General features: G+C 65.5%; 17 protein-coding genes. 13 read left to right on the plus strand and 4 right to left on the minus strand.

Annotated elements, in window-relative coordinates; all coding sequences use genetic code 11:
* The first annotated feature begins 29 nt into the window (after window positions 1-29).
* The 6 genes from AWB72_RS11080 (at window position 30) to AWB72_RS11105 (ending at window position 6,449) form a co-directional block, all read left to right on the plus strand.
* Window positions 30-722, plus strand: a complete 693-nt coding sequence (locus AWB72_RS11080) for a FadR/GntR family transcriptional regulator (RefSeq protein WP_040052228.1) — start codon at window positions 30-32, stop codon at window positions 720-722.
* Window positions 723-1,362: 640 nt separating this feature from the next.
* Window positions 1,363-2,535, plus strand: a complete 1,173-nt coding sequence (locus AWB72_RS11085; protein ID WP_040052229.1) for an ABC transporter substrate-binding protein — start codon at window positions 1,363-1,365, stop codon at window positions 2,533-2,535.
* A gap of 104 nt (window positions 2,536-2,639) precedes the next feature.
* On the plus strand, window positions 2,640-3,728 hold the full coding sequence (locus tag AWB72_RS11090) for an ABC transporter ATP-binding protein (RefSeq protein ID WP_040052230.1): 1,089 nt from the start codon (window positions 2,640-2,642) through the stop codon (window positions 3,726-3,728).
* Window positions 3,725-4,588: an ABC transporter permease gene (locus AWB72_RS11095; RefSeq protein WP_040052231.1), complete on the plus strand. Its 864-nt coding sequence runs from the start codon at window positions 3,725-3,727 to the stop codon at window positions 4,586-4,588. Before AWB72_RS11090 ends, AWB72_RS11095 begins: the two co-directional genes overlap by 4 nt.
* 68 nt (window positions 4,589-4,656) lie before the next feature.
* Window positions 4,657-5,496 carry an ABC transporter permease gene (locus tag AWB72_RS11100; protein WP_374728889.1) on the plus strand — a complete coding sequence of 280 codons (840 nt, stop codon included), beginning with the start codon at window positions 4,657-4,659 and terminating at the stop codon, window positions 5,494-5,496.
* A complete protein-coding gene (locus tag AWB72_RS11105) occupies window positions 5,493-6,449 on the plus strand; it encodes an aldose epimerase family protein (protein ID WP_040052233.1) in 957 nt (318 codons plus the stop codon). Before AWB72_RS11100 ends, AWB72_RS11105 begins: the two co-directional genes overlap by 4 nt.
* Window positions 6,450-6,506: 57 nt before the next feature.
* Here the strand turns inward: AWB72_RS11105 and AWB72_RS11110 are convergent, their stop codons facing one another.
* Complete coding sequence (locus AWB72_RS11110; protein WP_040052363.1) at window positions 6,507-6,959, minus strand: response regulator; 453 nt, start codon at window positions 6,957-6,959, stop codon at window positions 6,507-6,509.
* Window positions 6,960-7,153: 194 nt separating this feature from the next.
* Here AWB72_RS11110 and AWB72_RS11115 point away from each other — a divergent pair, with 194 nt between their 5' ends.
* Window positions 7,154-7,849 carry a response regulator gene (locus AWB72_RS11115; protein WP_040052234.1) on the plus strand — a complete coding sequence of 232 codons (696 nt, stop codon included), beginning with the start codon at window positions 7,154-7,156 and terminating at the stop codon, window positions 7,847-7,849.
* Window positions 7,850-7,962: 113 nt separating this feature from the next.
* Entirely contained in the window at window positions 7,963-8,517 is a 555-nt protein-coding gene (locus AWB72_RS11120; RefSeq protein WP_052450045.1) for a hypothetical protein, read from the plus strand.
* Between the two features lie 10 nt (window positions 8,518-8,527).
* Here the strand turns inward: AWB72_RS11120 and AWB72_RS11125 are convergent, their stop codons facing one another.
* Window positions 8,528-8,851 carry a hypothetical protein gene (locus AWB72_RS11125; protein WP_244285586.1) on the minus strand — a complete coding sequence of 108 codons (324 nt, stop codon included), beginning with the start codon at window positions 8,849-8,851 and terminating at the stop codon, window positions 8,528-8,530.
* 335 nt (window positions 8,852-9,186) lie between these two features.
* Between AWB72_RS11125 and mprF the strand changes: the two genes are divergently transcribed.
* Together mprF and AWB72_RS11135 are read left to right on the plus strand one after the other, a co-directional pair.
* Window positions 9,187-11,784, plus strand: coding sequence for a bifunctional lysylphosphatidylglycerol flippase/synthetase MprF (gene mprF, locus AWB72_RS11130; RefSeq protein WP_040052237.1), 2,598 nt, complete (start codon window positions 9,187-9,189; stop codon window positions 11,782-11,784).
* Window positions 11,781-13,082 (plus strand): virulence factor family protein, encoded by a 1,302-nt coding sequence (locus tag AWB72_RS11135; protein ID WP_040052238.1) that lies wholly within the window; start codon window positions 11,781-11,783, stop codon window positions 13,080-13,082. The genes mprF and AWB72_RS11135 overlap by 4 nt, the downstream gene beginning before the upstream one ends.
* Window positions 13,083-13,095: 13 nt before the next feature.
* Here AWB72_RS11135 and AWB72_RS11140 read toward each other — a convergent pair whose 3' ends face one another.
* Window positions 13,096-13,605 carry a DUF1993 domain-containing protein gene (locus AWB72_RS11140; protein WP_040052239.1) on the minus strand — a complete coding sequence of 170 codons (510 nt, stop codon included), beginning with the start codon at window positions 13,603-13,605 and terminating at the stop codon, window positions 13,096-13,098.
* A 101-nt stretch (window positions 13,606-13,706) separates the two neighbouring features.
* A complete protein-coding gene (locus AWB72_RS11145) occupies window positions 13,707-13,892 on the minus strand; it encodes an oxidoreductase-like domain-containing protein (RefSeq protein WP_040052240.1) in 186 nt (61 codons plus the stop codon).
* A gap of 151 nt (window positions 13,893-14,043) precedes the next feature.
* On the opposite strand from AWB72_RS11145, the gene AWB72_RS11150 reads away from it, so the two are divergent.
* The 3 genes from AWB72_RS11150 (at window position 14,044) to AWB72_RS11160 (ending at window position 19,292) form a co-directional block, all read left to right on the plus strand.
* Window positions 14,044-16,467, plus strand: coding sequence for a penicillin acylase family protein (locus AWB72_RS11150; protein ID WP_087128064.1), 2,424 nt, complete (start codon window positions 14,044-14,046; stop codon window positions 16,465-16,467).
* An 81-nt stretch (window positions 16,468-16,548) separates the two neighbouring features.
* Complete coding sequence (locus AWB72_RS11155; protein ID WP_040052242.1) at window positions 16,549-18,018, plus strand: M20 family metallopeptidase; 1,470 nt, start codon at window positions 16,549-16,551, stop codon at window positions 18,016-18,018.
* A 179-nt stretch (window positions 18,019-18,197) separates the two neighbouring features.
* Window positions 18,198-19,292, plus strand: coding sequence for a malate/lactate/ureidoglycolate dehydrogenase (locus tag AWB72_RS11160; protein WP_040052243.1), 1,095 nt, complete (start codon window positions 18,198-18,200; stop codon window positions 19,290-19,292).
* The last annotated feature ends 58 nt before the right edge of the window (window positions 19,293-19,350 follow it).

Consider the following 19,350-nt stretch of genomic DNA (forward strand, 5'->3'; position numbering starts at 1 on the left):
CACCCTGACAAGCACGCCCACGCGCGAACATGAACGAGCGTAAGTCGCACGGTCTCGCCGACCGCATTTACGGCGATATTCTCAACAGCATCGTCGAAGGCGAGTTCAAGGAAGGCGACCGGCTGATGACCGAGCACGCGCTCGCCGAACGCTTCGCGACTTCGCGGCCCACCGTGCGCGAGGCGCTCGCGCGCTTGCGTGCCGACGGCATCATCGTGACGAGGCGCGGCTCGGGCACCACCGTGGGCCGTCGTCCGGATCCGGACGTGCGCCGCTTCGCGCCGCTCGAAACGCTGTCCGACATCCGGCGCTGCTATGAATTCCGCATCGTGACCGAGGCGGGCGCCGCCGAACTGGCCGCGCTCAAAGCCACTGACGACGACATCCGCGCGATTCAGGACGCGTGGGATCAGTTGCAGCGCGTGGTCGAGGCACAGCAGGGCATCGGCGCGAAGGACGATTTCGCGTTTCATCTGGCGATCGCGCGGGCTTCGCGGAATCAGTTCTTCATCGCGGCGTTGGCAGGCATCGAAGAGCAGGTGGCGTTCAGCATGAACCTGTCGCGCAATCTGTCGCTCGTGAAGATGCTGGAACGGCAACGGCTCGTGCAACGCGAGCATCTCGAGATCCTCGACGCCATCCGCGCCAAAGACGCGCCGCGCGCCGGGCAAGCCATGAAAACTCACCTCGAAAGTGCCCTCGACCGCATGTTCGGCAGCTAGTTGTCATACGACCTGACGCTCATCGAGATGGCGATGTCGTTGTAGTCGATGAGTTGTTTGACAACTTGCGGCGTCCTCACTTTCGGAGCTACATCCGTGAACGAGGCGAGGCGACTACGCGCTCGATCTCGCGCGGGGCGCGGCGGTCGCACGCAGCCGTGCGACAGCAACGCGAATCTCCATCAACTCGCGCTCTGCAAGTAGCGAAAGAGTTGCTTGACATGCCGGCGCAAATCGCCGAAGCGCGGACGCGCGGTATTCCGATTACCAGCCCGAACTATGCGAGCATCCTCAACCGCTCCTTCGCGTGGCGCCTCACGTCATCGCTTGGGAAAACGCCGGTTAAAAGAAGTTAAACAAGCCGGGTAACAAGCGCTCCGGGTATATCCCGAGCATCGCACGCAACGCCAGTCGGAAAGCCGAAGAGAAGCCGTTTCACGCATCTTGGAAACACGCGAAGCCGCTTCCGATTTGCTTGACATACGATGATTCAGTTGGCTATTTTTCAGCTTCGTGAGCTAATACGGACCGCGAGGACGCAAAGCGAAGATCACAGAACACCACGAAAGCGCGCGCGGGCCGAGCACAACACACCAGAACGAAGTCCCAACAGTGGTTGCGAGAGAAGTGAGGAGACAAAATGGCTTTCAAGGCAGGACTGTCAGTGAAACTGGCGGCGCTGTGCGTCGCCGTGGGCGCGGCGTTCGCGTCGAGCGCGGCTAATGCGGCCGATCCCGTCGCGATCAACATCGTCGATGTCGCGGGCAATCTTCAACTGACGCAGAAGGGTTTCGAGGCGTTCAAGGCCAAGTACCCGAATCTGGTTTCCAGCATCACGTTCACCAACGCGCCCGCGCCGCAACTGCCGGGCAAGATCAAGGCGATGCAGGCCGCGGGCCGCTCGGATATCGATCTCGTCGTGACCGGCACCGATGCGCTCGCCGCCGGCATCCAGCAAGGCCTGTGGGAGAAGCTGCTGCCCGAGCAGTCGGCCGCGTTCCCCGGCGTGCTCGACAAGTACGCGCCCGGTCCGCGCAAGATGCAGGACATCGCGCAGGGCTACGGTCTGGAAGTGACGTACATGCCCGCCGGCCCGCTGCTCGAATACAACCCGGCCAAGGTCAGCGATGTCCCGAAGACGCCCGATCAACTGCTCGCGTGGTGCAAGGCGCATCCGAACAAGCTGATCTACGCGCGCCCGGCGAACTCGGGTCCGGGCCGCACGTTCCTGATGGGTCTGCCGTACGTGCTCGGCGACAAGAATCCGATGGATCCGGTCAACGGCTGGGACAAGACCTGGGCGTTTCTCAAGCAACTGAACGACTGCATTCCTTACTATCCGGGCGGCACGTCCGCGGTAATGAAGGAACTCGGCGAAGGCACGCGCGACATGACCGTGACCGTCACCGGATGGGACATCAATCCGCGCGCGCTCGGCATCGTCCCGGCGGAGTTCAAGGTGCAGGCGTTCGACAACATGACCTGGGTGAACGACGCGCATTACATGGTGATCCCGAAGGGCGTGCCGAAAGAAAAGCTCGACGTGCTCTACAAGCTGATGAACTTCATGCTCGAGCCCGCGCAGCAGGCGATGACCTATGACGACGGCTACTTCTATCCCGGCCCCGCCGTGAAGGACGTGCCGCTCTCCGCCGCGCCCGCGAAGAGCCAGGAAGTGATTCAGAAGTTCGGCCGCCCCGAGTACGCGAAGCTGCTGGCGGATCGTCCGCATGTTGTGCCGCTGAATGCGCAGGCGATGGTCGCGGCATTCCAGAAATGGGACCGTGAAATCGGCGCGCAGAAGACCAAGTAATTCGGCGGATCATTGCCTTGAGACGGCGGCGTTCCTCGTGGGGAGCGTCGCCGCTTGTACAAAGAGCGCACATAAGCGCGCACGAACGCGCGCAGGAAATCGTCATGAAGCACACATTTGAGCAGTTGCGCCTCGACTCGGTCTCGCGCAGCTTCACGAGCGCGGAAGGGCATCAGCTCGCCGCGCTGAAGGGACTCGATCTGAACATTCAGCGCGGCGAGTTCATCGCGCTGCTGGGGCCGTCGGGTTGCGGCAAGTCGACCGCGCTGAACTGCATCGCCGGATTGCAGCCGTTGACGGGCGGCGGCATCTGGCTCGACGACAAGCGCATCGACGTGTTGCCGCCCGAGAAGCGCGGCTTCGGCATGGTGTTCCAGAACTACGCGCTGTTTCCGCATATGTCCGTGCTCGATAACGTCGGCTTCGGGCTGAAGATGCGCGGCGTGTCGAAGGCCGAAGCAATGAAGCGCGCGAAGGCCGCGCTGCAACTCGTGCAACTGATCGGCCACGACGCCAAGCTGCCCGGCCAGTTGTCGGGCGGCCAGCAGCAGCGCGTGGCGATCGCACGCGCGATCGTCATCGAACCGCCGCTCGTGTTGATGGACGAGCCGCTTTCCAACCTCGACACCAAGCTGCGCATCGAAATGCGCGCCGAGATTCGACGCATCCACGGCAAGCTCGAACGCGCCACCATCTACGTGACGCACGATCAGGACGAAGCGCTTTCAATGGCCGATCGCATCGTCGTGATGAAAGAGGGCGTGGTGCAGCAAGTGGCGTCGCCGAAGGAAGTCTATTCGCGGCCGAAGAACCTTCACGTCGCGCGTTTCATGGGCTTTCGCAATGTCGTGCCGTTCACGCTCGAAGGCACGCAGGGCGAGATGGTCGCGGTGAACGCGAACGGCGTGCGCCTCTTCGGCACGCCGATGGAAGGCTTCGACAGCAAGAACGTCAGCGTCGCGCTGCGTCCGGAAGACATGGAACGCTGCGCACCGGGCGAGCAGAACGCGTTCGACGCGCTCGTCGAAACGGTCGAATACGGCGGGCGCGATTCGCTCATCATCGTGAACACGGCGTTCGGCAAGCTGTGGGCGCGCATCGCGGGCGAATGCAGCGAAGGGGAGCGCATTGCGCTGCGCGTCGCGCCTTCCAAGGCGCTCGTGTACGGACAAGAACGCGGAGAACAAGCATGATCGCGCTTCCCGCGCAGCGTGATCCGAAGGGCTGGCTCGTCGCGCCGGCGCTGATCTTCATCGTCGCGCTGTTCATCTATCCGTTCGCGTACGGCCTCGTGCTGTCTTTCAATCCGATGAACGGCGGCGGCGTTTGGGCCAACTACATCACGTTCTTCACCGATACGTCGATGTGGCCGACCATCATCGTCACGCTCAAGCTCGCCGTGCCCGCGACGGTCATCAACGTGGGCGTGTCGGTGCCTGTCGCGTTCGCGCTGCGGCGTTCGTCGCCGTATCAGAAGTTCGCGACCACGTTGCTCGTGATTCCGGTCACGCTCGGCACGGTGCTGATCGCGGACGGCATGCTCACGTACTTCAGTCCGAACGGCTGGTTTCCGCAGGCCATCCAGGCGCTGCATCTCTATGGCGACGAAGTGCGGCTCACGCATAACTACTGGGGCGTGCTCATCTCGCTGATCGTGTCGGGCTTTCCGTTCGCGTTCCTGCTGACGCTTTCGTATGTGACGGGCATCGATCCGACGCTCGCGCGCGCGGCCGCCACGCTCGGCGCGAGTCCGTGGCAGCAGTTTCGCCAGATCTATCTGCCGTTGCTGCTTCCGGGCCTCACGATGACCGCGTGTCTTTCGTTCGTGCAGGCGTTCTCGGTGTTTCCGTCGGCGGTGCTGCTCGGCGCGCCGGCTGGCCCCACGCGCGTCATTTCGATCGCCGCATCCGAAGCCGCGTTCGAGAACTACGATTACTCGCTGGCATCGACGATTGCGATCGTCATGGGCTTCGTGCAATTGCTCGTGGTGGGCGGCATGCTCGGCGCGCGCCGCTTCTTCTACACGGGCCCGGTGACGGGAGGGAAGGGATAATGACGACCGACAATCGCGCCGCATCCACGTGGCAAGCCCCGGCTCCGACTCAACGTTCCGGCAAGAACATGAAACAGCATGCGAGCCTGCGCGACAGGCTGTGGAAGTTCTTCGTCTGGACGACGATGGGCTTCTTTCTCGTCAACGTGCTGCTGCTGATCGCGACCGTCGCGGTCAATTCGGTGGCGACGCGCTGGTTCGGCACGCTGCTGCCGCAAGGCTTCACGCTGCACTGGTATGCGCAGGCGTGGAGCGACTTTCAATTGTCGAGCGTGCTGCTCGTTACGCTCGAAGTGGTGGGCGCGGTGGTGCTGCTGTCCATCGTGCTAGGCGTCCCCGCCGCGTATGCGCTCGCCCGCGTGCAGTTTCCGGGCAAGCGTTTCGCGATGCTCGTCTTTCTGCTGCCGTTGATGGTGCCGCCCGTGACCTACGGCATCCCGATGGCGACGGTCATGTACAAGTTCCATCTGGCCGGCACGCTGACCGGCGTGATCCTCGCGAATCTTGTGCCGGCGCTGCCGTTCGTGATTCTCGTGATGACGCCGTTCATCGAGCAGATCGATCCGAATCTGGAATCCGCCGCGCGCATTTTCGGGGCGAACACCGCGCGCTATTTCCGCTACGTGCTGTTGCCGCTGCTCGTGCCCGGCATGCTGGCGGCGGGGCTGCTCGTGCTGGTGCGGACCATCGGCATGTTCGAGCTGACGTTCTTCACCGCTGGGCCGACAACGCAAACGCTCGTCGTCGCGCTGTACTACGCGGTGTTTTCGACGGGCGTGCGCGCGCCGCAATCCATCGACGCGATGGCGATGATCTACATGGCGATCACGCTGATCTGGGTGCTGATCGCGCTGCAGTTCGTGAGCCCGACGCAGCTCGTCTCGCGCGTGAAGGAGCAGCGGCAGTGACGCGCGAAGTCGTCGAGCTGAAGGTGGAGCCGCTTCTGCGGATCGCGCACGGTGCGCATAGCGTGGAGGTGGCGCCATCGGCGGGCGGGCGCATCGTGCGCTTCACGACCGACGACGCGCGCGGCGCGCACGAGTGGCTCGTGCCCATCACCGCGCAAAGCTGGCCGTGCGATGCGTGGCCGAAAGGCGGCTGCTATCCGCTCGTGCCGTTCTCGAATCGCGTGCGGGACGCGCATTTTCCCGCGCCCGATGGCGCGCGCATCGAACTGACGACGTTTCCCGGCATGACGCACGCGCTACATGGCTTCGGCCAGTACGCGGCGTGGAGCGTCGAGCGTCACGATGCAGATTGCATCGAGATGCGCCATGTTCATCGCGAGGGCGAGCACGGCTGGCCGTGGGCCTACGAAGCCATCCAGACGATACAAGTCACCGCCGATGGCGCGCGGCTCTCCATGCGCGTGATCAACCGTTCGTCGCAGCCGATGCCCGCGGGCTTCGGCTTTCATCCGTACTTCGCGGCGCAGGAAGCGGACCTCGATGCGACGACGCTCTGGCGTCATGAAGCGGAAATCGCGGTAGGCCAGTCGGACGAGAAACCGCCGCGCCATCACGCGAAAGAGGACGAAGGCTACACGCGATACATGAGCGGCTGGAACCGCCGCGCCACGCTGCGTTATGTCGACGACGAGGGCGACGACGACGGCGACGGCCGCACGCTCACGCTGATCGCTGACGGGCCGCTCGATCATGTCGTCGTGCATTGTCCGGCGGGCGCGGCGTACTTGTGCGTCGAGCCGGTCTCGCACGTGAGCGACGGCTTCAATCTGCACGCGCAAGGCGTGCCGGGAACGAGTGTCGCCGTGATTGCGCCAGGTAGTGAAATAGCGGCGTCGCTCGCGATGGCAACTGACGCGCGCCCGCACCCGACCCGCGCCGCCGACGCCGCCTGACACGGGCGCTCACGCCACGCGGTGCTTTGCACGCATTCGTCGCATTCGTCGCGTTCATTATCGCGTCACCGGGGCGGAGAAAAACGCATCGACCATATCGACGATGCGCCACGTCGAACACGGCCGGCGGCAGTGCGCGTCGAAGCCCGCGTCTTTCAGCACCTCGACGGGATCGGCGGGCCACACATTGCTCATCGCGACGAGCAGCCGCCCGGTCACATCGGCGTCCATGCGCAGCGTGCGAATGAAGACATAGCCCGATTCGCTGTCGAGACTCGTATCGAGCGCAAGTGCGTGCGGACGCCAGCTATGCACGAGCGCGCGGACGGACCCGAGATCCTGCGAATGGATCACCTGCAAGCCTTTGCCGCGCAATTGCAGCGCGAGGGAATCGCCGATCGACTTATCCCTGTGCGCAATCAGCACTCGTCGCGCGAAATTGCCCGCGGGCGCGCGCTTGATGCGCCACAACGCGAATTCGCTTTCGTGGTCGGCTGGACGGGGCGCCATGACATCCTCCCTCTTCGCAAAGATCGTGATTGTCGTGATGCGCCCAGTGTCGGCGGTTCGCGCCATCGCCCCAACCCGGCACGGGCGGGGAAGCGCAGGCATTTTGGGAGACCTCCTTTCGTATCCCCGCGAAAGGAGGGTTGGGCACGCGTGCGCGCCGCGCGTAGTATCGAAAGCGTTCTCGGGGACTCGCAATGGAAAACGGTTATTTCAAAACAGTATTGCTGGTAGAGGACGAAGGGCTCACCAGGAGCGCGATGAAAAGCCTGATCCTGGCGAACGAGCCTTTGCTCGAAATCGACGAAGCCGACGGCTTCGACCAGGCGAAAGCGAGGCTCGGCGCCCGCTCGTACGACCTGATGTTCCTCGACTACAATCTGCGCGGCCAGGCGACGGGCATCGATCTGCTCAACTGGATACGCGAGGAAGAGCGCGAGGTCCAGACAATCATGCTGTCCGCGCAGGACGACCGCGACACGGTGCTCGAATGTATCCGCAGCGGCGCGTGCGGCTTTATCTCGAAGGGCAGCGAGCAGGGCGCGAGCGTGTTCCGCGAGGCGCTCAAGACCATTCTCAACGGACGCGTCTATCTGCCGAACACCGTGCTCGGCAAGGGCGGCCACAGTCCGAAGCCCGTTTCCACGCACTCGGGCGTAACCATCGAATCGCTCGATCTGCCGCCGCGTCTCACCGAAACGCTGCGCTACCTGCTGCAAGGGCTGTCGAACAAGGCGATCGCGCGCAAGATGAACATCAGCGAAAACACCGCCAAGGAATATTCAAGCGATCTGCTCGCGCGCTTTCACGTGACGCGGCGAACGTTCCTCATCGTCGAAATGGCGCGGCGCGGAATCGAAATGCCGATGGGCAACACGTCGTCGGCTTCGTGACGATTCGCGCGGCGGCTTCCGTCTCTCAAAATTCCGAGCATCGCCCGCTGGGATGTTAAGGTAACGCTGAGATTATTCTTAAGACGGGATGAGTGCAGGTGGATAGCAGGTCGATGTTCAACAAGTTGAAAGGCGCCGGCAAGGCGTTCGCGTGTGTGGCGGCATTGTCGGGGGCGTTCGCGCTCGGCGCATGCGCGCCGCTTCCCGAGCAGCAAGCCAACGCCGATGCAGCCGCCGCTGCTTCCGCCGCCTCTGCGGCACGGGCCGCGAGCGCTGCGGCGGCAGCAAAAGCCGCCGCGCCCGCGACGGGACCGACCGAGCAACGGATCGTGGTCGGCGGGGCGAGCGGGTATCGTCTGACGGTCAAAACGACGCCGCCCGCGCAAGTCTGCGACAACGACGCCTTCGCCGACGGCGTCCGCTACGGCTATGCGCTGACCTGGAACCGGCTCGTCGGCGAGGAATTGCGCAGCGGCGGCGGCAAGCCGACCAAGCGCAAGCTCGGCAAGTTCGACGCCGCCGCCGTCCATTCGCTCGACGACGAGTACAAGATCCAGTGGAACGGCAAGGAACGCACGAACGCCTGCGCGTCGGACGGTTACCTGATCGGGCGCATCGTCGGCACGCATCTGGCCGGCGAAGACATGCGCAACGGCAAGCCGTCGTAGGCGCGGCGGATCAGTCGCACGCGTGCGTGGCCGTCACGTAGCGGCTCGCCGCGATATCGCCGTAAAGCGTGTAGCCGGTGCCTCGCGCGGCCGGTTGCGCGACGACGAGCACCGTGGATGCGCCGCCTTTCCCCTTCACCGATACCGCCAAGCTGTCCGCGCCGAGTCCGTACTCGCGCACGGGCGCGCCGAGCGGTGTCCATTGTTGCTTCACGCAGCGCACGAAATCGAGCGTCGCCAGGGTCGATGTGCCGGAGCCGATCGGCACGGTCTTGAGCAGGGCGTCGTCCGTGGTCACGCACGACGCGAGTCCGAGCGTGAAACAGGCTGCCAAGCAATTCGCGACAATTTTTCTCATATTTCCGATGCCCCTGTGAGCGGTATCCACTTAGTCTTGGCGCCGATGGTGCATGACGCGCCTCTGTAGGAGCAGCCATCGCTCCCGGCATCCGGCACGAAACGCATCGCCGATAGCGTCAAGTCGGGTCAACCGTAGCCGTTATACAGACGTTTCTTGTTCTGCAACGTTTTGTAGGGCGCGAATGTCACAGCTGTAAGCCGGCGCCGCGTCCCCACTGTGCATCACGCGCGGCCCCCATAACAACGATTAGCGCAGCAGCCGGCAGTTTCATCGTCAGGCCGCGGCGCGAGCAAGTTCCAAACAATCGCATGTCTCGCAGAAAGTTGTTCGCCCGGCTTCGCGCCCATTCGAAGCCCGGAGATTCGCCCGGCGCCTCTCCCGACCTTCAGCGCTTCGTCACGCCCGTGCTCGCGGTCGTCGTGTGCGCGCTGTTGCTCGTCGTATTCCAGCATTTGTCCCATTCGGTCGACTACAAGTCCGTGGTCCGCTCGCTGCGCCTGCTTTCGTTCGAGGCGTGGGGCGGGGCGCTCTTCGCGACCGTGCTCAGCTTCGCCGCGCTCGTCGGGCGCGACGCCATCGGCTTGCGTCACATCGGCGCGACGGTGCCGCGCTCGCTGCTGTGGGTCGGCGCGACGGTCGGTTCCGCGCTCGGCAACGTGACGGGCTTCGGCGCGCTGACGGGCGGCGCCGTGCGCTGCCGCGTGTACGGCGCGGCGGACGTCACGCCGGCGCAGGTCGGCCGGCTGTCGGTTTTCACGGGCGTGACGCTTGCGTTGTCGCTGGCGTTCATGACGGCGGTCGGCATGGTCGCGTCGGCGGGCACGCTCGCGGGCATGATGCATCTCTCCCCGGCGATGCTTCGCGTGATCGGCGCAGCGGTTCTCGCCGTGTTCGCCGCGATGCTCGCCTTCTGCGGACGCGAACAGCGCACGCTGCGTTCGCGCTGGAAATGGCTCGCGTTCAACGTGCCGACGCGCCGCGATTTCGTCGCGCAAACGGCGCTCGCCGTCGTCGATGTCTTCGGCGCGGGCCTCGCGCTCTGGGCGCTGCTGCCGGGCGCGCACGTCGGTCTCGGCGAGTTCATGACGGTCTTCTCGGCGGCGATGCTGCTCGGCATGATCGGCCACACGCCGGGCGGCGTCGGCGTGTTCGAGGCCGCGATGGTGTTCGCGCTCGGCCGCGATGTCGCGACGCCCGACGTGCTCGCCGCGCTGCTCGCGTATCGCGCGATCTACTTCGGCTTGCCGCTGATCCTGTCGGCCGCCGTCATGGCCGCGTTCGAAGGCCGCGCGCTGAAGGGCCGCTTCGCGTTCCTGAGCCCGCATCGCGTGTCGCAACTGGCGCCGCTCTTTCTCGCGATCGTCACGTTCGCCGCCGGTTCGATGCTCGTCATCTCGGGCGCCACGCCCGCGTTCAAGATGCGGATCGCGCTGTTGCAGACCATCGTGCCGCTGTGGGTGCTGGAAAGCTCGCAGTTGCTCGGCAGCGTGCTCGGCGTGCTGCTGCTCTTCGTCGCGCGCGGGCTGATGCGCCGCCTCGACGCCGCGTGGTGGCTCGCGCTGATCATCGCGGTGGCGAACTTCGCGCTGTCGCTCGCGAAAGGCCTCGCGTTCGTCGAAGCGGGCGTGCTCGCGTTCCTCATCGTGCTGCTCGTCGTGACGCGCGAGCGGTTCAATCGGCGGGCATCGCTCTTTGCGGAGCGCTTCACGCTGACGTGGCTCTTTTCCGCCGGCATGGTGATGGCCGTCGCCGTGTGGATCATGTTCTTCGCTTTCCGCGACGTGCCGTACAACACCGACCTCTGGTGGCAATTCGCGTTCGACGAGCGCGCCCCGCGTGCGCTGCGCGCGACGCTCGCGGCGGGCGTTTTCGCGGCGGCGTTCGCGGTGTGGCAACTGCTGCGTCCGGCAGCGGGCCGCTTCGTGAAGCCCGCGCCGCAGGATCTCGCCGATGCCGCGCGCATTTTCCGCGCGCAGGAGCGCAGCGACGCCGGCCTCGCGATGATGGGCGACAAGAGCTTCCTCTTTTCCGAATCGCGCGAAGCCTTCCTGATGTACGCGAAGCATGGCCGCACGTGGGCCGCGCTGCACGATCCGGTCGGCCCGCGCAGCGAATGGGCTGGCTTGATCCGCGAGTTCGTCGCCCTTGCGCACCGGCACAACGGCCGCGCGGCGTTTTATCAGGTCCGCGCCGACGCGCTTCCGCTCTATCTCGACGCCGGTCTCACGCTCATGAAGCTCGGCGAAGAAGCGCACGTCGCGCTGTCCGACTTCGATCTGAAGGGCGCGCACCGCGCGAATCTGCGTTATGCGCTGAAGCGCGGCGAACGCGACGGCTTCGACACGGAGCTGATCGGTCCGGAGCGCATCGCCGAATGCATGCCGATGCTGCGCGAAATTTCCGACGACTGGCTCGACAGCCGCTCGGCACGCGAGAAGAGCTTCTCGGTCGCGGCCTTCAACGAGGACTATCTGGCGGCGCAGTCGGTGCTGCTCGTACGTCAGGCGGGCGCGCCCGTCGCGTTCGTCACCTTCATGACGACGGACCTCAACACCGAAGCGACCGTCGGCGTGATGCGCCATGTCGCGCAGGCGTCCCCGTATGCGATGGAATATCTCTTCACGAAGCTCGCACTGCATCTGAAGGAAGCGGGGTTCAAGTCGCTGTCGCTCGGCATCGCGCCGCTTTCGGGCATGGAGCCGACGCCGCTTGCATCGCACTGGCATCGGCTGGCAGGGCTCGTGTGGCGCTTCGGCGGGCGTTTCTACAACTTCCGCGGGCTGCGCGGATTCAAGAGCAAGTTCCAGCCGCACTGGGAGCCGCGCTATCTGGCGGCGTCCGGTTCGGTTGGCGTGTTTTTCACTTTGGCGGACCTTTCGCTGCTGGCGGGAGGCTGGCGTTCATGAATTACTTTGGCAAGAAACTGGCGGCGCTCGCGACGGCCGCGGTGTGTGGCGTTTCCATGTTCGGCGCGGCGCATGCATCCACCGGTAGCAGCGTCATTTCCGGCGGCCGCTATGGGCAGGTGACGTTGACGAAGCCCACGGGCGAGATGACCGGTTTCGTCGTGCTGTTCTCGGAGAAGACCGGCTGGAGTCCCGCCGATACCGAAGCCGCCAACGCCCTCGCCGCGAAGGGCGCAATGGTCGTAGGTGTCGATACGCCGCACTACGCCGCGCATCTCGCCACCGAGAAGAAGGAAACGTGCCACAACCTCGTCGGCGATGCGGAAGACATGAGCCATCAGCTCGAACGCACGGTGCAGACGAGCCACTATTTCTCGCCGATCTTCGCGGGCACCGGTCAAGGCGCAATCTTGAGCGAACACGCGCTCAGCCAGGCGCCCGACAACACGGTGGCGGGCGCGGTGTCGCTCGCGCCGGACACGCAGCTCGACGCGCGCTTCAACCCGTGTCCGCCCGATCCGACCATCATCCATATGAAAGGCTTGCCGGGCTTCATGGAGCGCGCTGCGCTGCAGCCGGGCCATTCCCGCGCCGATGCCCTCGTCGCGATGGCCGGGCCGCATCTGAAAAAGCCCGAAGCGCCCGTCGATAGCGACGTGTCCGACCTGCCGCTCATCGAACTGCGCGCGGCGCAGCCGACCGATCTGCTCGCAATCGTCATTTCCGGCGACGGCGGCTGGCGCGATCTCGACAAGACGATGGCGCTCGCGCTGCAACACGACGGCGTATCGGTGATCGGCATCGATTCGCTGCGCTATTTCTGGAGCGAGAAGTCGCCGGAGAAGACGGCATCGGACATCGCGCGCGTGATCCGCACGTACAACGCGCGCTGGCATACGAGCCACGTGGCGCTCGTCGGCTATTCGTTCGGCGCTGACGTGATGCCGTTCGCGTACAACCGCCTGCCGGACGCGGTGCGCGCGCAGGTGTCCTATATCTCGCTGATGGGCTTCGCGCCCGAAGCGGACTTCCAGATTCGCGTGACGGGCTGGCTCGGCATGAAGGCGAGCGAAAAGGCGCTGAAGGTCAAGCCGGAACTGGCGAAGCTGCCGCCCGCGATGGTTCAGTGCATCTACGGCGAGAAGGAAGACGACACGCTGTGCCCGACGCTCACGAAGACGGGCATCGAAGTGGTGAAGCTGCCGGGCGATCACCACTTCGGCGGCGATTACGATGCGCTCGCGCGCCGCATTCTTGCGGGATGGCACAGGCAAATCGCGGCGCGGGCGGGGGCCTGAGCCGCGTCCGCCGTCACTGGAGCGCGCCGAGAAAGTCGCGCTTGCCGATGGGCGCGCCGAGATGGCGCAGGATGTCGTGTGTGGTCACGACGTGGAAATAGAAGTTCGGCAGCCCGAAGCCGAGCAGATAATCGACGCCCGAAAACGACGGCGAAAAGTCGGGGAACTTGAGCGTGACCGTGCGGGTTTCGCTGTCGGCGAGCGCGGCCTTGTCGATGCTCTTCAGATACGCAATCGTCTTCGCGATGCGCTCCTGCAATGCCGCGAAGCTGTCCTCGTTGTCGTCGAAACGCGGCGCTTCGACGCCCGAGAGACGCTGCGCGGAGAGCTTCGCGGTATCGCTTGCGCGCTGGATTTGCGCGGCGAGCGGCAGCATGTCGGGCGCGAGGCGCGCAGCGATGACATCGGCGTGGGCGAGGCCTTTTTCATCGGCGAAGGCGGCGCCTTTTTCCAGCAGGGACGAGCACACTTCCAACCCGCGAATGAACACGGGAATCGACGCGCGATACATCGAAAGGGACATGGTCTGGCGCTCCTTGGCGTGGTGCGGACCGTGGCGGTCCGTCTAGGGGAAGGACGTCAAGCATAGCGCCCGGCGCTTTTCGCTGCTCGGATGAGCGGGCGCTATTTCTCGTCGCGCGGGGCGTGCCGCGCTTCCCACGCACGGAGCTGCTGCTCGTAGCGCTCGAGCGCTTCTTCATAGAGATCGAAAACGCACGGATGGCAGCCGCTGTTGCAGCAGTCGTCGGGCGAAGGGCGCTCGGGCTGCGTTGGGCGCGGGTCGTTGGCGGTGGAATCGGATGAAGTCATGACGGCGAAATTGCGTGAGGCATGGCCATATTGTGCGACGCGCGCGTGCTGAACGCCGTCGCTCGACCTAGCTTTTGGCGGAGCCTCGCCGCGCGACGGTGCGATACTTGCCGCGAACCGCCGTGCTTCCAACAAGCGAGGACTGTGATCGATGAACCAGACCGTCAGGCGTGCGATCCTCGGGGCGCTTGCCAGCGCGATGCTCGCGGGCTGCGCTGCATCGCAGGATGCGTCCGAGTCCGCCGAAACCGCGCGCGGCGACCAGACGCCGTACAGCGCGGAAATCCGCCGCACGCAGTCGGGCATTCCGCACATCCGCGCCGCCGACTGGGGCAGCCTGGGGTACGGTTACGGCTACGCGCAGGCGCAAGACAATCTGTGTTCGCTCGCCGACGGCTTCGTCACCTGGCGCGGCCAGCGCTCGGAATACTTCGGCGGCGAGGCGCGTCCGCCCGCCGCATCGATTTTCGGCCAGCCGCGCAATCTCGATTCCGATTTCTTCTTCCGCTTCGTCGACGATCAAGCCGCCGTCGACCGTTACCGCGCCGCGCAACCGGCCGATTTGCGCGGTCTGATCGACGGCTTCGTCGCCGGCTACAACCGCTATCTCGCCGACCTGAACGCCGGGCAATTCCCGGGCGCGCATGCGGCGTGCCGCAGCCAGCCGTGGGCCGGGAACATCGCCGCCGACGACATTTATCGACGGCTGATCGCGGCGAATCTCGCGGGCGGATCGGCGCGCTTCGTGCAATCGATCGCGGCGGCGCATCCTCCGAAGGCGGGGGCGCAGCCGCCGGCCGCATCGCTTGATACGAACGACTTGCGTTATTCAGTCGGCGACGTGCCCGGCATCGGCAGCAACGCGCTCGCGTTCGGCGCGCCGATCACGCGCGACCGGCGCAGCATCCTGTTCGGCAATCCGCACTGGTACTGGCGCGGCCCGGACCGTTTCTATCAGGCACAACTCACCATTCCCGGCCGGCTCGACGTGGCGGGCGTGTCGTTTCTCGGCGTGCCGCTCATCGTGATCGGCTTCAACGAGAACATCGCGTGGACGCATACAGTTTCGACCGCGCGCCGCTTCGGCATCTACGAACTGACGCTCGATCCCGCCGATCCCACGCGCTACCGGTACGACGGCGCAAGCGAGCCGATGACGCCCGTGCCGCTCACCGTGCGCTCGCGCCGCGCCGACGGCTCGCTCGCATCGGTGACGCGCACGCTGTACCGGACGCGCTTCGGCCCGGTCGTCGATCTGTCGCCGCTCAACGCGGCGCTCGGCTGGAACGCGCAGCACGCCTACGCGCTCGCCGACATCAACGCGGACAACGTGCGCAGCTTCGAGAACTTCTTCGCGTGGAACCAGGCGCGCTCGCTCGACGATTTCATCGCGGTCCAGAAGCGCTACGCGGCGATTCCGTGGGCCAACACGTTCGCGATCGGCCGTGGCGACGCGCGTGCGTGGTTCGCGGACATCGGCGCGGTGCCCGGCGTCCCGGACGCGCTCGCCGATGCCTGCACGCCGCCCACCGGCCGCGCGGTCGCGGCGCGCATGCCGGGCGTGCCGTTCCTCGATGGATCGAAGAGCGCGTGCGCGTGGCGCACCTCGGCGGGGAGCGTCCGGCCCGGCGCGCTGCCGGTCGATCAGATGCCCTTCACCGCGCGCGGCGATTACGTCGGCAATTTCAACGACAGCTACTGGCTCACGAACGCGAACGCGCCGCTTAACGGCTATCCGCGCGTCATGGGCGCGACGCGTGAACCGCAGTCCTTGCGCACGCGCTACGGCCATCTGCTCGCCGCGCGGCTGCAGCGCGAAAGCGGCGGGGTGACGCGCGAGGCGGTCGAATCGGCGGTGCTGGAGGCGAAGTCGATGTCGGAGACGCTGTATCGGCAGCCGCTGCTCGATGCCGTCTGCACGCCGGGCGATGCGGCGAGCGCGCTCAACGACGCCTGCGAGGTGCTGCGTAACTGGAACGGCACGGCAGACATCGACGCACGCGGCGCGAATCTCTGGGACGAGCTCTGGGAGCGGCTCGCGCGCATTCCGCCGGGGCGTCTTTTCACGACGCGCTTCGATCCGTCGCGCCCGCTCGCGACGCCCGGCGACCTGAACACGCGCGATCCGGCCGTCGTGCAGCAGATTCGGCAGGCGCTCGGCGGGGCGGCGTTGTCGTTGCGGCTGAACGGTTTCGCGCTCGATTCGCGCCGAGGCGATCTGCTCTACACGACGCGCAACGGCGAGCGCGTGCCGCTCTTCGGCGGCTGCGACGAGGAGGGCTACTTCACGGTCGTGTGCGCGGGACGTCCGCTCGACGCGAAGGGCTATCCGATGGACGTCAGCGGCGAGGGCGACAGCTATCTGCAAGTGGTGACGTTCACGGAGAACGGGCCTGGCGGCGTCGAAGCCGACACGCTGCTCGCGCCCGCCGAATCGGACGATCCGGCGTCGCCGCATTCCGGCGACGCGACGCGTCTCTTCGCAGCGAAGCGCTGGCAGCGCTTCCCGTTCACCGAGCAAGCGATCGAGGCGGATTCGGCCGGATCGCGCGTGGTGATATCGGGCGCGCGATGACGCCAATCTTCAGACGACACGCGTCACCGAATCAAGAGGAATCCCGTCTATGATGGAGGTTTGCCCGCACGGAAACCCGTCATGACTAATGGCGACAGCACCCAACACGAAGAAGCGGTACGGCTCGACGCGTCCGCGTTGCAGGAATTCGTCAATCGCAAATGGAACGACGAGATCGTTCCCGCGCTGACCGACTACATCGCGGTGCCCGCGAAAAGCCCCATGTTCGACGTGGACTGGGCGCGGCACGGATTCATCGAACGCGTGGTCACGGACGCCGTCGACTGGGTCAAGACCCAGCCCGTCAAGGGCCTGAAAGTCGAGATCGTGCGCCTTGCCGGACGCACGCCGGTGATCTTCTTCGAAGCACCCGCCACGCGCTCGGGCAGCACCGAAACGGTCGTCCTCTACGGTCACCTCGACAAGCAGCCGGAATTCGAGGGCTGGCGCAGCGACCTCGGCCCGTGGACGCCCAAGCTCGAAGACGACAAGCTCTACGGCCGCGGCGGCGCCGACGACGGCTACGCCACCTACGCCAGCATCACCGCGATCGCGGCGCTGGATGCGCAGGGCGTCGAACGGCCGCGCTGCGTCGGCATTATCGAGACGTGCGAGGAATCGGGCAGCTACGACCTGCTGCCGTACATCGATGCATTGCGCGACCGGCTCGGCGACGTCGGCCTCGTGATCTGCCTCGATTCGGGCGCGGGCAATTACGATCAACTGTGGCTCACCACGTCGCTGCGCGGCCTCGTCGCCGGCGATCTGGAAGTGCAGGTGCTCGAAGAGGGCCTGCATTCGGGCGGTTACGGCGGCATCGCGCCGTCGACGTTCCGCATCATGCGGCAACTCTTCGAGCGGCTCGAAGACGCGGCCACCGGCAATCTGCTGCCGAAGGATTTTCATTGCCCGATTCCGTTGCAACGGCTGCGCGAAGCCGAAGCGACAGCGCACATTCTCGGTGACGACGTCTGGAAGAAGCTGCCGTGGAGCTGCGGCCAGGACGGCGGCAGCGTGCTGCCGACCACGACCGATCCGAAGGAAGCGCTCCTCAATTCGACATGGCGTCCGTCGCTGACGGTGACGGGCGCGGCCGGCCTCCCTGCGCTCGCTGACGCAGGCAATGTCCTCGCGCCGCGCACGGCGTTCAAGCTGTCGCTGCGGCTGCCGCCGCTCGTCGAGGCGACGGAAGCGGTCGCGCAACTCAAGTCGCTGCTCGAATTCGATCCCCCGTACAACGCGAAAGTCACGTTCAAGCCCGAGGCCGGCGCGGCGACGGGCTGGAGCGCGCCGGAGCTTGCGCCGTGGCTGGCGTCGTCACTGAACGATGCGTCGCGTCATCACTTTGGCGCGGATGTCGCGTATATCGGGCAGGGCGGCACGATCCCGCTGATGAACACGCTGAAGGAAGGCTTCCCGCGCTCGCAGTTCATGGTGTGCGGCGTGCTCGGGCCGAAGTCCAACGCGCACGGGCCGAACGAATTTCTGCACGTACCGTACGCCAGGAAGCTGACGGCGGCGGTGGCCGAAGTGATCGCCGCCGCGCCCTGAGCGGTATCGACTTCTTTCTGCTTACAAGCGCCCGCTCCTCGCGGGCGTTTTTTTCGCCTGTTCCTAGCGAATTCTTAAAATGGAACTGGTAAGGCCAGTTGATCGTCTGTAAAGTGGGAGGCCGCGCGCTTCCAGAGAAAGCGCCGCCCCAGCCATCGATCAAGGAGACGAGAGTCGCAATGAACGAAACCAGCAAATCCGAACAACGCATTGCCGCCGACACCCTGCACGCCTACGTCCGCGCCATCTGGGAAAGCGCGGGCAGCGCGCCGCGCGAAGCGGAACTGGTCGCGGATCACCTCGTGATGTCCAACCTGTCGGGCCACGATTCGCACGGCGTCGGGATGATCCCGCGCTATGTGTCGTCGCTCGGGGACGGCGAGTTGCAACTGAACACCCACGCGGAAATCGTCCGCGACGCCGGCGCGGTGCTGACCGTCGACGGCCGCAAGGGCTTCGGGCAAGTGGTGGCCTACGAGGCAATGGAGCACGGCATCGAGCGCGCGAAGAAGTTCGGCGTGTGCGCGGTCGGCCTGCGCAACGCGCATCACATCGGGCGCATCGGCCATTGGGCGGAGCAGTGCGCGAAGGCGGGACTCGTGTCGTTCCACTTCGTCAACGTGGCGGGCGACCCGCTCGTGGCGCCGTTCGGCGGCATCGACCGGCGCTTCGGCACGAATCCGTTCTGCGCCGCGTACCCGCGCGAGGGCAAGAACCCGTTGGTGCTCGACTTTGCGACGGCGGGCATCGCTTACGGCAAGACGCGCGTGGCCTACAACAAGGGCGTCACGGTTGCGCCGGGCATGCTGCTCGATCACGAAGGCCGCCCGACCGTCGAGCCGAAAGTCATGCACGAGGAGCCGTTCGGCACGCTGACGGCGTTCGGCCTGCACAAGGGCTCGGGGCTTGCCGCGCTGTGCGAGATCTTCGGCGGAGCGCTGTCTGGCGGCTATACGACGCATGAGGACACGCTTCAGAAGACGAGCGCGATCATGAACTGCATGACCTCCGTGATTCTCGATCCCAACGCCTTCGACGCGCCCGCCGCTCAAGCCGAAGCCGAAGCCTTCCTGGAATGGATGAAGGCATCGCCGCGCGGCGAAGGCGTCGACGCGATCTACGCGCCGGGCGAGCCGGAAGACGCGCGTCGTGCGGAACGCGGCGCGAACGGCGTGCCGATCGATCCGACCACGTGGAAGCAGATCCGTGAATCGGCGCAGAAATCGGGCATGGCGGAAGCGGAAATCGAGAAGTTTGCCAGTGCGCTAAGTTAAGCAACGCGCGTCTGTCAGCACGATGCGCGCGCGGCGAATTGGTCAAGCCAATTTTGCC

The sequence above is a fragment of the Caballeronia concitans genome, from assembly GCF_001544615.1.
In the GTDB taxonomy this organism is placed as follows: Bacteria; Pseudomonadota; Gammaproteobacteria; order Burkholderiales; family Burkholderiaceae; genus Caballeronia; species Caballeronia concitans.